Below are 15,484 nucleotides of genomic sequence, written 5' to 3' on the forward strand. Positions count from 1 at the left end.
ACAGACGGGTTTATACCCGTCATCTTTCAAGATGCAGGGTTGTTGGCTGCCGTCACTCACCCAAGTCATTGAGTTATCTCAACTCCTTGGGTTCATTTCGTTGCCGCCGACCTGCAACTCGAAATCTATTGGGTATATAGGGATGAATTTTTCAGCATGTCTGATACAAATAAACAACCAAGATGCGTCGGGTAATGGCAAAGCAACAGGGTAAAGAGGCGACAGACAGTGGTGGACACAGTATTAAACAATAAGGTTAAGCAATTGCATCAGCAACTGGCACAACGGATCCTGGTGCTGGACGGTGGTATGGGCACGATGATCCAGAGCTATCGGCTGGAAGAGGCTGATTATCGTGGAGCGCGCTTTGCTGATTGGCCAAGTGATCTGAAAGGCAACAACGACTTATTGGTGCTATCTAAACCGGAAGTCATTATCGCCATTCACAATGCCTACCTTGAAGCGGGCGCTGATATTCTCGAAACCAATACATTTAACTCCACCACCATTGCGATGGCGGATTATCAGATGGAGTCGCTGTCAGCCGAAATTAACTATGAAGCTGCTCGGTTGGCTCGGATTTGCGCTGATGAATGGACCGCCCGTACCCCAGAAAAGCCGCGCTATGTTGCCGGGGTTCTTGGCCCGACCAACCGTACCGCGTCGATCTCGCCTAAAGTTAATGATCCGGCGTTCCGTAATGTCAGTTTTGATCAGTTGGTTGAGGCTTATCGGGAGTCTACCCGCGCCTTGATTGAAGGTGGTGTTGATCTGATTATGATCGAGACGGTCTTCGATACCCTTAATGCGAAAGCGGCTACCTTTGCTGTTGAGTCTGAATTTGAAGCCATGGGTGTGCTGTTGCCGGTGATGATTTCCGGCACTATTACCGATGCCTCGGGCCGGACATTATCAGGCCAAACCACAGAAGCTTTTTATAACTCGCTGCGCCACGTTAAACCGCTCTCTTTTGGCCTGAACTGCGCGTTGGGGCCGGATGAATTACGTCAATATGTGGCGGAGTTATCCCGTATCTCTGAATATTATGTCAGTGCGCACCCGAATGCCGGTTTGCCTAATGCTTTTGGTGAATACGATCTGGAAGCCAAAGAGATGGCCGAACAGATTGGTGAGTGGGCACGGGCTGGATTTTTGAATATTGTCGGTGGTTGTTGTGGTACCACACCACGACATATTGCGGCGATGGTTAAAGCCGTCGCTGGCGTCCCTCCGCGCCCGTTGCCGGATATTGCAGTGGCTTGCCGTCTGGCTGGTCTGGAACCGCTGACTATCGATGCTAACTCGCTATTTGTTAACGTCGGCGAGCGCACCAACGTCACCGGTTCGGCTCGTTTTAAGCGGCTGATAAAAGAAGATAAATATGATGAAGCGCTGGATGTAGCCCGCCAACAGGTTGAAAGCGGCGCGCAGATCATCGATATCAATATGGATGAGGGGATGTTGGACGCAGAAGCCGCGATGGTGCGCTTCCTCAATCTGATTGCCGGTGAGCCAGATATCGCCCGGGTGCCAATCATGATCGACTCCTCTAAGTGGGATGTGATCGAAAAAGGCCTGAAATGTATTCAAGGCAAAGGAATTGTTAACTCTATTTCGATGAAAGAGGGCGAAGCTGCCTTTATCCATCACGCTAAGCTGGTGCGCCGTTATGGTGCTGCCATGGTTGTGATGGCATTTGATGAAACCGGGCAGGCGGATACCCGTGCGCGTAAAATCGAAATCTGTCGCCGCGCTTATAAGATATTGACCGAAACTGTCGGCTTCCCGCCGGAAGACATCATCTTCGATCCCAATATTTTCGCCGTGGCGACGGGGATTGAAGAGCATAACAACTATGCGGTCGACTTTATTGAAGCATGCGCCGATATCAAAGCTGAGCTCCCTCATGCCATGATTTCAGGTGGTGTCTCCAACGTCTCCTTCTCATTCCGCGGTAATGATCCGGTGCGTGAGGCGATCCATGCTGTTTTCCTCTATTACGCTATCCGTAATGGCATGGATATGGGGATCGTCAACGCTGGCCAACTGGCGATCTATGATGATCTGTCGGATGAGCTGCGTGATGCGGTGGAAGATGTGATCCTTAATCGCCGTAGCGACAGCACTGAGCGGTTGTTGGATCTGGCCGAAAAATATCGTAGCAGCAAAAGTGGTGAAGTGGCGATTCAACAAGCGGAGTGGCGTGGCTGGGATGTAAAAAAACGGCTGGAATATTCACTGGTTAAAGGCATCACTGAGTTTATCGAGCTGGATACCGAAGAAGCCCGTCAGCAGGCTGAGCGGCCAATCGAGGTTATCGAAGGGCCATTGATGGCCGGGATGAATGTGGTTGGTGACCTGTTCGGTGAAGGGAAAATGTTCCTGCCACAAGTGGTAAAATCTGCCCGAGTGATGAAACAGGCAGTAGCCTATCTCGAACCTTATATTGAAGCCAGTAAGCAGAAAGGCACTACCGCGGGCAAAATCCTGCTGGCAACGGTTAAAGGTGATGTGCACGATATCGGCAAAAACATTGTGGGTGTGGTTTTACAGTGTAATAACTATGAGATCATCGATCTGGGTGTGATGGTGCCGACCGAAAAAATCCTGCGCACGGCGCGGGAGGAAAAGGTCGATATCATCGGCTTGTCCGGCCTGATAACCCCGTCGCTGGATGAAATGGTTAACGTTGCCAAAGAGATGGAGCGACAGGGTTTCACCTTGCCGTTATTGATTGGCGGCGCGACCACCTCGAAAGCCCATACCGCGGTTAAAATCGAACAGAACTACAGTGGTTCCACCACTTACGTCTCCAATGCCTCACGCAGCGTTGGCGTGGTTTCAGCGTTGTTATCTGACACGCAGCGTGATGATTTCGTAGCAAAAACGCGCAAAGAATATGAAACCGTCCGTATTCAGCATGCACGTAAAAAACCGCGAACTCCGCCGGTCAGTTTACAAATCGCGCGGGATAACCAAACCGTAATCGATTGGGAAAGTTATACGCCGCCAGTCGCCCATAAATTAGGTGTGCAGCCTGTCGAGGCCAGTATCGAAACTCTGCGCAATTATATCGACTGGACGCCATTCTTTATGACCTGGTCGTTGGCGGGTAAATACCCACGTATTTTGGAAGATGAGGTGGTCGGCGAAGAGGCTAAACGCCTATTTGCCGATGCCAATGAACTGCTGGATAAATTGTCGGCAGAAAACTTGCTGCATCCGAAAGGCGTGGTGGGGATATTCCCAGCTAACAGCGTCGGCGATGATATCGAAGTTTATCGCGATGAGCGGCGTGAGGATGTGCTGGTGGTCAGCCATCATCTGCGCCAACAAACCGAGAAGACCGACTTCCCGAACTATTGCCTGGCAGATTATGTTGCACCTAAATCTAGTGGCAAGATTGATTACTACGGAGCATTTGCTGTCACTGGTGGCTTGGAAGAAGATGCCTTGGCCGAGGCTTATGATGCTCAGCATGATGATTACAATAAAATCATGATTAAGGCCTTGTCAGACCGTCTGGCAGAAGCTTTTGCAGAATATCTGCATGAGCGGGTACGTAAGGTGTATTGGGGCTTTGCACCGAATGAAAACCTGAGCAACGAGGAATTGGTGCGCGAGAACTACCAAGGGATTCGCCCAGCACCGGGGTATCCGGCTTGCCCGGAACATACTGAAAAAGGCCAAATCTGGCAGTTGCTGGATGTAGAAACTCACACTGGCATGAAGTTGACCGAATCCTACGCCATGTGGCCGGGTGCCTCGGTATCAGGCTGGTATTTCAGCCATCCAGACAGTAAATACTTTGCGGTGGCACAGATTCAGCGTGATCAGGTGGAAGATTATGCCGCCCGTAAGGGGATGCCGGTAGCGGAGGTTGAGCGCTGGTTAGCCCCGAACTTGGGTTATGATGCCGACTGATAGTTAAGTTAGTTGTTAAGTAAAATGAAAGGAGATAGCCGTGATGACTATCTCCTTTTTTAATGCTCTTTAACCAAGTGGTTTGCGCGCTTTAGCCTCGCGTCACACCGGCTACGGCATTTTTCTGTTCGGAGCCACCATGAGCGCCTAGCAGCGGTGTTTTGCCTTCCATCATTTCACTGACGCCACCACCAATTATCTCGGTAACTTTAGACGATGCATTTACTCTCGCTCCGCCCTGGGTGTGTTTGCCGTTGATATCCTGTAATTCCAGACCATTGGTTTGTAAGTTTACATCGCTGTCTCTATTGGTTATTTTTCCACCGATTAGTTCAGTTTTACCGGCTACGTTCAAATTAACTGACTGTGTGCCGCTAATGGCTGATTGTTCTTCAACCGCTTTATTTTCAACGACTTCCACTTCAACTTTAGCTTTGCCGCTGCCACCTTTGACTTGTTCATCCTGAACATTACTTTTGATTTTTTTGCCTGCTGCTTTGGCACCTTTCTGCCACCATTTATCTTCGGTTTCTGCTTCTTCCTTAGACTCGGTTAGCGTTTCATTGCTCCCCTTTTTGGTATAGCTGAGGGGTTGTACGTTATCTTCTTCTTTAGAACCAAAGTAGCTTGAAACTTGGTCATATTGCTTTTTAACTTTATCGAATAACTTATTGGATTTAGTGGTCAGGGTTTTTTTCACTTTATCCGAGCCGATTGGGGTCGCATCGGCTACCTGATTAATCATACTGTCTTGTTTCTCGTTACTGTGATTGAAACTCAAGCCAGTGTTGACATTAACTTCCTGTCGGACATCTTCACGGCTTTGCACTTTCAAGTTACCGCCGATAGTGCCAGTAATATCATTAGCTTTGAGCATAGCACCCGCCAGAGCAGTGTCTTTGGCGCTATTCAGGGCGATATTGTTGCTATTGATATGGGTGTTTTGTTGCATTACAGCATTCAGTTTTTCAACACCGACATCCAATTTAGCGCTGATATTATGGAGTTTTTCGCTACTTTGCTTGTCGACCACCCCTTTATCATCTTTATTGAAAGAGCTATTTTGGTTGCCATTGGCGCCGGCTGTGAAGTTCCAGTTGTTTTTGTGTTCCTGGTCTTGTGCTGACTCCAGCATGATGCCGCCATTATCTGCCGTCAGTGTGGTTTGCTGGCTGGTGATATTGGCATTTTGCATATGGATGGCTTGGTTATCGTGACCGCCAGCTTTAATGTTGACTGCGCCATTGCTGTTAATCACACTGCCTTGATGTTTGGTGGCTGACTCGTCTTTATTAGCAACGTTAACTTCTGCGCCTGCCTTTATCCCTTTACCATTTTTATCGGTACCACTGCTTGTACTCATACCCGCATTGGCACTGGCTGACCAGGTCATATCCTGCTTCGACCCCTGTGATTGCGCGGCCAGAATATCGACTTTGCCACCGGCTGCCAGCAGAATATCACCGGTAGCTTGTTCTTTACTGCCGAACGAGGTGCCGGTGAGTGTCAAATCTTTCCCTGCATTCAGCTCAATACCTTGCTGGCCTTGCAGATGACTGACTTGGGCAACGGAGGTACTGCTTTGCCCCTTACTGTTACCGCCACCTAAACCGGCACCGAAGTTTTTACTGCCGACGTTAGTACCAAGGTTCGCTTTGGCATTAGCCTCAACGTTATTATGGTTTTCACTGGTGTGGTTAGTGACTTGATCAAAAACAATATTACCGCCTGCGCTAACCGTAGTTTTGCCACTACCTGCATTGATATTTGTGCCTTGATAGCTCGCATCCTGTTTCACATTGATATTGACACCATTTGCTGCGTTCATGCTACCAACTTGCGCAATTTCACCTTTTATATGCTGATCTGTCGATCCCCCTTTGCCCTTACCATCAAGGGTAATGTCTTTGCCTGTAGAGGTGTAAACTCGAATATCTGCTTCGCCGAAGGTTTCTGTAACATGTTGGTCAACACGATTAACGGTAGCTTCAAAGGTATGACGCGATGCATCCAGCGTAATGGCTCCTTTGTCCGCTTGATATTTTGTGCCTTGATCTTTGACTTCGCCGTTGGCATTGAGCGCGATGTTACCGCCTTTGATTGATGTTACGACAGATTGGTTACTGTTGAGGTGGGTCTCTTTGGTTCCACCTTTAGCCGCAAGATCTATCCCAGCGTTAGGCGCGCCCACTTCGCCTACCGCTTCAACCATGCCGCCAATATCCAGTTTTTGCCCATCGGCTATCACTTTTTCAACCGGGCGGGTCACTTCGCCATAAGCAATATTGGCCTCATAACCGACATCAACCTTGGTGGTTTTGGTATGCGTTTTTTCACTATTCTCAGCGGCCAGATTATGGATATTATTGCCCTGAGCCTGATAAGCGCCACCGACGTTATGGTCCGTTCCCTGATTGGTGACGTCTTGTGTTGCGGTGATATTCAGATTACCCGCTACCTGTGAACCCGAGACCACGGAGGTTGATTTGTCAGTGCTGGTTTGGGTATCTTCGTAGCCTACGTTTACACCACTGCCGGCTTTATCCATGCCGCCGGTGTAGTGGAAATCAACCCCAACGGTTTCTTTGGTTTTATTGCTGGAGAGAGTGTCTTGCGTAGCGACAAATGAAACATTTTCGCCTTTAATTTCTGCATCGCCTTTGGTGGCAGTGATGTTAGAGCCGATAAATGTGATGTCTTTTTGGGCGTCCAGTTTGACTGTGCCACCTTGCAGTGACGCAGCGTGATTTTTGATGCTGTCAGTTTTTTCGCTCTCACTGCTGTGATTCAGTTTCAAACCTGCCTGGTATTGGTTGTTACCATCATCGCTGGTAAAGCCCGAGATAGTAAGTTTGCTTTTCTGCTCATCAATTTTCTGTTGGGCTTGAGCGGCTTTAACATTAACTTCACCTAGCGTTTCAATACCCAGTTCACCGGCACTTGCTACCATACTGCCAATAACATCAACATTATCTTTACTGATTATTTTGAGATTAGCATCTGACGCTAATTCGCTGCCGATAACTTTTTCATCGCTATTATTGGCTTTATGGGAACTGCCAGTAATATTAAAGGCGACACCGGTACGCTCATCAATTTTAGTGGTGGTGGTACTAATGGCGTTATCAATCTTAATGCCGCCTTGATCTGCCTGAATATAACCATCTTTGGTACCTTTGACTTGACTGCCGGTAATGGAAACACCTTTATTACCTATAACTAGAATTGTTCCATCAGCGATTATTTCAGAACGGTGATTGGTTTCTGCATTCTTATTGTTGTTATTATGATCGATACCCCCTAGCCCTAAATTTTGTTCATTTTTACCATTTGTTGTTTTCTGATTTTTGGTCTTTTCCACATCAATCTTGACTTCATTGGCATTGATTAATAAATCGCCGCCAGCTGATGCCTTAACACCATTGCCGGTAATTTTTCCTTCTGCCGTTAAACCTAAATTCCCATCGGCTTGTAGCATGGTTTTATTGAGTGTTTGAGTGTTTTCTTTATTGTCCCAAGATTTATCCTCTCTCATTTGCACATAGTTATGGCCTTTTTCATGCTTTGAGCTTTGTTCAATCTGGCCTTTGAGTTGTAAATCTTTTTCCGCTTTGACTGAAAGATTATCGCCTGCCCTTACAGAAGAGCTTGATAATTTTATATCCCCTTTGGTTGATTTAAGAAAGATGTTATTCTCCGCAATAATAGTGGTTCCAATAACTGTTTGTTGTTGGTTTTTATTATCTTCAGATTTGCTCCAGTTATGTAGCCCCCACCCACCCTTTTCTGAATAGCCATTGGCCTGTGTATTAGTGAGTTTCTCTGTATCCAGTTTAATATCCCCACCTTGAATAGTGATGTTTTTACCATCAATGATGGCGGCACTAAGATGATTTTTTTTCTTGGCAATAATTGAAATATTTGCGCCTTTAATTTTGGTGCGTTTGAGTGTCTGTGTTGTCGAACCGCCAGAAGATGATTCAATAATATCGCCTGAAGTAAAGATATCACCGGCGCTGACTGTGATATCTTTACCGCTTAAGTTGGCGGGGGTCGGGTTATAATTCAAATTTGGATCGGAATCAACATCAAGATTCAATCTTCCCGGTGTTAAAATTTCTATCGAGTCACGGGCAGAATACCCACTTGACATATTTACCCCATTACCTTCTGCGGTGTTAACAATACGAATTCTATTGGCCTGCATACCACCAAATATTTTACTGTCGTATGCTGAATCCACATATTTTTGTGATTCTAATATCTCCCCGTCAACGCTAACTTTATTTTGCCCGAGGATGATGTTAATGCTCTCTCTGGAGTCTACAGCTCCCAGCATATTAATACGTGGCGCAATTAAGTCTATTGGCCCAACTGTTGATATATAACCTGTTATATTTAATAAATTGGTGTTATTGCGAGTATCAAAGCCTTGTAAATTACCTTGATCTACTAGCGGATTACCGACTACCAGTGAGTTTCGATTGGTATTAATAAAACCACAGCTATTACAGGTAATTCCATTAGGGTTAGCCAGAATATAGTCAGCTGCCATGCCAAAGACTTCCTGCTTACCTAATAATAATGAAGGGTTACGGCTGATAACCTCATTCAAAATAATACTGGCTGCTTGACCATTTAAGTTCTGGTTGGCAGATAATTGCCCGGCAAGTTGTGATTGACCGGTACTGAGAGAGTTATTAAGCACGGCTCCCGCTTTGTTAACGTTAAATTCATTATATTGGTTATGTGATAACCCCGATGCTGAGGGTTTTACGATATCGATGACTGGGACGCCATTTACCGTATTAATTGCTGGATTGTGGGCAGGATCACCGGCACCGACAATCCCAGCAGCATAACAGGTGGCCACTGATACTGAAATAATAGCAACGGCTGCCGCCAGCTTTCCTGCCGGGGAGAGCTTGAACTTATTTTGTTTCATTTTTACTTCTCCATTTTTGTCATATAGTTTGGTATTGATAAAAATTGGCTTTCGCTGGCAGCGGATTAATTAAAAGGAATAAGAGAAGCGCGCCAGAATCTGAGTAGGGTCTTTATTCTCTGTTTTACCGGACAATAAGTGGCCACGGCTGGCTTCAATATCCAGTTTGATATCGCGGTAACTGAGATTGATGCCGGCACTTAACCCCATAGCACTGCTCCAGCCTGGCGATGATTGTTGTATACGACCCACATCTGCCCCTAACCGCGGGGTTAGGGTGGTGTTGCCGAGTGTAAAGTTGCGCGACAAGGTATTCTGGAGATACCAGCCTCGATCCGCCGATAAGGTATTGCGACTAAAGCCACGAATAGCGTTGCTGTCGGTGACGCTCAACCATTCAACGCCCGGTAATCGGTCACGGGTGTATTGGCCATAGAACTGATTGCTAAACAGATAGAAATCATCAAACAGTTTGAAATATTGATTGGAAGTCACAGCGGCTTTAGCTTTGGTGAATTGGCTGTCTTGATAGCTGGCTGATATGTTTTGATCTGCACCCAATAAGGATAATCCCTGTTCAATGCTGACATTCACATTGAATATGCCGGTGGGCAGGATGTGCAGATGATTAATACCTAATTCAAATACCGTCAGTGTCGGGCTGCTGACGGCGATTTTCTGTTCGTTAAAGTAGTTTTCAGCCTGTTTATAGGTTAGTTGTGCGCTTAAGCCATTAATTTGGTCTTGGTCGCGATAGAAAACATAATCGGTGCGTAAGCCATGCTGCTGGGTTTTACCTTGTAGTTCGATGGTATTGAATTGTAACTGCACCGGATAAAGGTATTCGGAATAACTGCCAAACCCACTAAAGGTCAATGCGCCATAAGGAACGGAATAAAACAGTGAATAGGCGCGGCTATGGTTTTTCTGTGGATTATCGGTGGTACTGCTGATATTTAAGCTGAGAGAATCTGATAACCCAAGGGGGTTATCGAAAGAAAATGCATTGCGGCTTAACCATTTACCGGTACTTTTATTACCATAATTATCCAGGGATGTTGTCAGATGCCAGGGTTTTGACCGGATATTACTCAATCTGAGAATTGAGCCGCCCGCCTCTTTTCCTGGTAAAATATCAACAGTTATTTTATTGGAGGGTAAACGGTTAGCTTGATCGAGCCCTTGGTCGAGTTGTTTAATATTTAATGGTTCCCCGATCATATTGGGGAAAACATTTTCACCGTTTAATTCTGGGTCAACACTTTCGATGCTCTCAATAAAACCTTCAGTTACATCGAAACCCAATTCGCCCTCGTTATCGGGAGGAATAAACTGGACGCGGGCGGTAATATAACCTTTGTTAAGATAAAGTTGAGTGAGTTCACGCGCCAACAGATTAATGTTTTCGCTACCAATACATTGCTCCGGTATTGGGCTTAAAGTCTCTAAATCCGCCTCAGTCAATAAGGTAATACCCTGAATATAGACGCCGCTAATGGGAAGACATTGCGCGTTATCATCTAATTCAGGTGCACTATTTTCGGGCGTTTCTATCTCTGCCTCAGGCTGTTTAACATGAGGTAGACGACGCTCTTCTATTAAGTGATTAATTTCAGTGCTGCTGTTCTGTAAGTTCTGGCGTGATTCATTGATCGGAGAGGGAATATCTACCCCCGGAGTCATGTTAGCGTGAGCGCCCGTGCTCAATAAAAAACATAATGCGGTACGTTTTTTTATCATGATGTTTGTGGGGGGAATTTCCTGGGTATAACGCGATGAGTGGACCCAGTCCTTTCCGTCCTTGAGTCAAATTTACGGGCAGCACTATTACCGTCCCTAAAGAGTAGAGACGGCGGATTGAGGATAATAATTAAGGAATATTCAGAGAGAAGGGAAAGATAATAATTTTTTAATATTAAGCGGTTATTGAGTGACTGTTTTCAGAATTATTTTAAATATTATCAGGGTAATGCTGGGTGTTATTTATGTTGTTTTTCTGTCTAAAGCGGGGAATAAAAAGAAACAGAAAAATTGAAAATGCCCGAATGGTTCGGGCATTTATACTCTTTGGTATTACTTTTTATCTTTCTCTACTGGTTTACCTGACCAGTAGCCCGCCAGTAGTGAACCGGAGAGGTTATGCCAGACCGAGAACAATGCGCCGGGTAGGGCAGCCAGTGGCGAGAAGTAAATTTTACCCAACGTAGCCGCGAGTCCTGAGTTTTGCATACCGACTTCAATGGCCAGTGTGCGGCAGGTAGATTCATCAAAGCCGAACAGTTTCCCGCCCCAGTAACCACTTAACAGGCCAATACCGTTATGCAGGATAACCGCAATAATCACCACGAAACCCACTGAAGCGATATGACTCTGGCTACCGGCGACCACGCCACTAATGATAGCGACAATACAGACCATCGACATCGCCGGTAGATAAGGCTCAATGCGTTTCACCGTTTTAGTAAAGGTGTGATGGATAATCAGCCCTGCGCTAATAGGGATGACCACGATTTGCAGAATACTTTTCAGCATTCCCACGACATCAACACTGATGGTGGCGTCGACATATAAACGGGTCAGTAATGGCGTGGCAAAAACCCCCACCAGGGTAGAAACCGCAGAGATGGTCACTGATAACGCGACATCTCCTTTGGCCAGATAAATCATCACATTAGATGCTGTCCCACTGGCAACGCTGCCTACCAGTACCATACCGGCAGACAAGTCCGGTGGCATACGGAATAGTATCGCCAGAATCCAGGCAGTGAGCGGCATAATCAGATAATGCAGGAAAGTTGCCGCGGCTACCGGTGCTGGGCGCGAGAGTACACGCTTGAAATCATCCAGCCGCAGAGTGACCCCCATAGCAAACATGATCAACATTAGTAACGGGGCGACATAAGGCCCGATACCGATAAAGGTGGTCGGGCGGAAATAGGCCGCGACTGACAGCAGCAGCGCCCACAGCGGGAACAGCCGGGTGATTTTTACTAACATGAAGCGAAAGTCCTTAGTCGTCAGTGTCAGATATAAGAAAACCGGACGAAATCGCCCGGTCAGTGTTATCAGCTTGTTGTTGTTAGCAGTGTATAGTTAGTTTTTACTCTGACTCAAGCCGTGTTATTCAAACAGCGTATTATTCAAATAAATTGTTACTCAAACAGATTGTGATGCAGGGTTTGCACCACTTTTTCAGCATCATTCCCTGGCACTAGGAAGCACAGGTTATGGCTGCTGGCGCCATAGCAAATCATGCGGATATTGAATGGGTCAAGGACACCGAATACTTCCTTACCGACGCCACAAGCTTGTGACAGGTTATTGCCGATAATCGCTACCAACGCCAGATTCTCTTCCACTTCAACCCGACATAGTGAGGAGAGTTCAGTCAGCAGTGAGGTAGTCAGCAGACTGCCTGCCGTTGATGTCGAGCCTGTAGTATCGAGAGTTAGTGCGACACTCACCTCAGAGGTGGTTATCAAATCAACTGAAATATTGTGGCGCGCCAGAATATTAAATACTTCCGCCAGAAAACCACGTGCATGCAACATATTCAGGCTATGTAAGGTCAGCAGCGTCTGTTTGCGGCGCAATGCCAAGGCACGGAACAGTGGTGGACTCTCGGTTTCATTACAGACTAAGGTGCCGCCAGCCGCTGGGTCTTTGCTTGAGCCGACAAACACTGGAATATCACTGCGCACGGCTGGCAGCAGGGTGGCCGGATGCAAGACTTTGGCACCAAATGTCGCCATTTCAGCCGCTTCTTCGAAAGCAATTTTATCGATGCGTTTTGCTGCCGGAACCACCCGTGGATCGGTGGTATAAATCCCAGGGACATCTGTCCAGATATCAATGCGGCCAACATTCAGTGCTTCACCCAGTAACGCGGCGGTGTAATCGCTACCGCCACGGCCAAGGGTAGTGGTGCGCCCTTTGCTTTCACTGCCGATAAAGCCTTGTGTGACAACAATGGCCTGCGCGATACGCGGGGCCAATTGCGTTTGAGCTAATTCAGACAGCAATTGGGTATCCGGTTCAGCACGACCAAAACGGTCATTGGTTCGCATGATTTTACGTACATCAAACCATTCCACTGCCACCTGACGCTGGCGTATTAGCTCGACAAACAGCAGTGTAGACATCAATTCGCCGTGACTCACCAGTTCATCGGTTAACGCCGCAGACGTTGCCAGACTGGCCGCTTCAGACAGCATGGCGATGTTTTCCAGCATGCGTTCAATTTCATCGCGGATAACCACCGGATTGCCGAGTTTGGCTAGAATATCGGATTGAATTCGACTAATTTCTGCTAAATGAAGTTCACGCTTTTCAGGCTCACAGCCATCGGCAAGGGCGACCAACAGATTGGTAATTCCAGCCGAAGCTGACAAGATAACCAAACGAACGTCCGGGTTCGATAAAACCACATCGGCGCTGCGACTCATGGCAGCAAAATCTGCCACGCTGGTGCCACCAAATTTGGCAACCACGGTCGCAGAAGGGGCGCTGCGGCTCTGCTGGGGTGCTGCTTGAATCATCTAAAAAAACCTCGTATCAGGGATGCCATCTTAGGGGCATCAGTATTTATCTCTGTACAAGGAAATAACGGGTTATCGACTTTCTGTCAATGAAATGGCTATGAGGTATTTTCATCTTTAATAATATGCGCTGTGATATCACTAAATTGACTATTCCCTTGGTACTTGAAGCTGCTGGAGTGTTAGCTACGTTCACTTACCCGAGTAAGCTCATCGGGATGCGTTTGCTTGCTGCCTACCTGCCACTACTATTACTTTGGCAATAGATACTGTTAGACAATGACACACTGCGAAAACAGGGATGAGATCAAGTGTTGTTTCGAGAGATAACACCTATCGCAAGAAAAGAGATCTCAATCACACCCGAACAGGATACAATTAACCCATTCGTTTCATTATCCTTAAGCCTAGAAGAGCGCCGCTATGAAAAATATTAATCCTAGTCAAACCGCTGCCTGGAAAGCGTTACAGCAACACTTTGAGCAGATGAAAGATGTCACCATCAGCAGTCTGTTTGCCGAGGACGACCAGCGTTTTAGCAAGTTTTCAGCCACTTTTGATGATCAAATGCTGGTGGATTTCTCCAAAAACCGCATTACCAGCGAAACTATGGAAAAGCTGCAAGCTCTGGCGAAGGAAACTGATCTGGCCGGTGCGATTAAATCCATGTTTTCCGGTGAAAAAATCAACCGCACTGAAGACCGCGCAGTACTGCATATTGCTTTGCGTAACCGCACTAACACCCCGATTGTGGTGGATGGCAAGGATGTGATGCCAGAAGTGAATGCGGTGCTGGCTAAAATGAAACAGTTCTGTGACCGCGTGATTGGCGGTGACTGGAAAGGTTATACCGGCAAGGCAATTACTGATGTGGTGAACATCGGTATCGGCGGCTCAGATCTCGGCCCTTACATGGTGACTGAAGCACTGCGCCCGTACAAAAATCATCTGAATATGCATTTCGTTTCAAACGTTGACGGCACCCATATTGCTGAAACGTTGAAACCGTTGAACCCAGAAACCACGCTGTTCCTGGTGGCATCAAAAACCTTCACTACCCAAGAAACCATGACCAACGCCCACAGTGCGCGTGACTGGTTCCTGTCTACTGCGGTTTCTGTGGAACATGTCGCCAAACACTTTGCTGCATTGTCGACCAATGCCAAAGCTGTGGGTGAGTTTGGCATTGATACCAACAATATGTTTGAATTCTGGGATTGGGTTGGTGGCCGTTACTCGCTGTGGTCCGCCATTGGTTTGTCTATCGCGCTGTCGGTTGGTTTCGAACACTTCGAACAACTGCTGAGTGGTGCGCATGCCATGGATAAACACTTCGCCGAAACGTCTGCGGAGCACAACCTGCCTATCCTGCTGGCATTGATCGGCATCTGGTATAACAATTTCTTCGGTGCAGAAACCGAAGCTATCCTGCCTTACGATCAGTACATGCACCGTTTCCCAGCTTACTTCCAGCAGGGCAATATGGAATCTAATGGTAAGTATGTGGATCGTAACGGTACCCCAGTGAATTACCAGACCGGCCCTATTATCTGGGGTGAACCAGGTACTAACGGCCAACATGCGTTCTATCAGTTGATCCATCAGGGCACCAAATTGGTTCCTTGTGACTTTATTGCACCGGCTATCAGTCATAACCCACTGAGTGATCATCACGCGAAGCTGCTGTCGAACTTCTTTGCCCAGACCGAAGCACTGGCATTTGGCAAATCACTAGTTGAAGTTGAAGCTGAATTTGCTGCGGCAGGCAAAACCCCTGAGCAAGTGGCTCATGTCGCGCCATTTAAAGTGTTTGAAGGCAATCGCCCAACCAACTCCATCCTGCTGCGTGAAATTACGCCGTTCAGCCTGGGTGCATTGATTGCGTTGTATGAACACAAAATCTTCACCCAAGGGATTATCCTGAATATCTATACCTTCGACCAATGGGGTGTTGAGCTGGGTAAACAACTGGCTAATCGCATCTTGCCAGAACTGGCAGATGATAAAAACGTAACTAGTCATGACAGTTCTACCAATGCGTTGATTAACCGTTTCAAGAACTGGCGTTAAGCTTGCG

At 46.9% G+C, this 15,484-nt stretch carries 6 protein-coding genes; 2 read left to right on the plus strand and 4 right to left on the minus strand.

All coding sequences use genetic code 11. From position 1 onward, the window contains the following. The first annotated feature begins 228 nt into the window (after nucleotides 1-228). Entirely contained in the window at nucleotides 229-3,924 is a 3,696-nt protein-coding gene (metH, locus tag V1953_RS01520) for a methionine synthase (protein WP_420073464.1), read from the plus strand. Between the two features lie 91 nt (nucleotides 3,925-4,015). On the opposite strand, the gene V1953_RS01525 is transcribed toward metH, so the two are convergent. The 4 genes from V1953_RS01525 to lysC form a co-directional block, all read right to left on the minus strand. Continuing rightward, nucleotides 4,016-8,869, minus strand: a complete 4,854-nt coding sequence (locus tag V1953_RS01525; RefSeq protein WP_442850581.1) for a hemagglutinin repeat-containing protein — start codon at nucleotides 8,867-8,869, stop codon at nucleotides 4,016-4,018. Between the two features lie 69 nt (nucleotides 8,870-8,938). Further along, complete coding sequence (locus V1953_RS01530; RefSeq protein WP_083162091.1) at nucleotides 8,939-10,609, minus strand: ShlB/FhaC/HecB family hemolysin secretion/activation protein; 1,671 nt, start codon at nucleotides 10,607-10,609, stop codon at nucleotides 8,939-8,941. Nucleotides 10,610-10,942: 333 nt separating this feature from the next. Then, nucleotides 10,943-11,866, minus strand: a complete 924-nt coding sequence (panS, locus tag V1953_RS01535; RefSeq protein WP_083162093.1) for a ketopantoate/pantoate/pantothenate transporter PanS — start codon at nucleotides 11,864-11,866, stop codon at nucleotides 10,943-10,945. Nucleotides 11,867-12,021: 155 nt separating this feature from the next. Next, nucleotides 12,022-13,407 (minus strand): lysine-sensitive aspartokinase 3, encoded by a 1,386-nt coding sequence (gene lysC, locus V1953_RS01540; RefSeq protein WP_083162095.1) that lies wholly within the window; start codon nucleotides 13,405-13,407, stop codon nucleotides 12,022-12,024. Between the two features lie 423 nt (nucleotides 13,408-13,830). Between lysC and pgi the strand changes: the two genes are divergently transcribed. Further along, the gene (gene pgi, locus V1953_RS01545) at nucleotides 13,831-15,477 is read left to right on the plus strand and encodes a glucose-6-phosphate isomerase (protein WP_442850582.1); all 1,647 of its coding nucleotides are present in this window, start codon (nucleotides 13,831-13,833) and stop codon (nucleotides 15,475-15,477) included. Nucleotides 15,478-15,484: the final 7 nt, after the last annotated feature.

The sequence above is a fragment of the Yersinia sp. 2541 StPb PI genome, from assembly GCF_052217145.1.
Taxonomy (GTDB): Bacteria; Pseudomonadota; Gammaproteobacteria; order Enterobacterales; family Enterobacteriaceae; genus Yersinia; species Yersinia enterocolitica_E.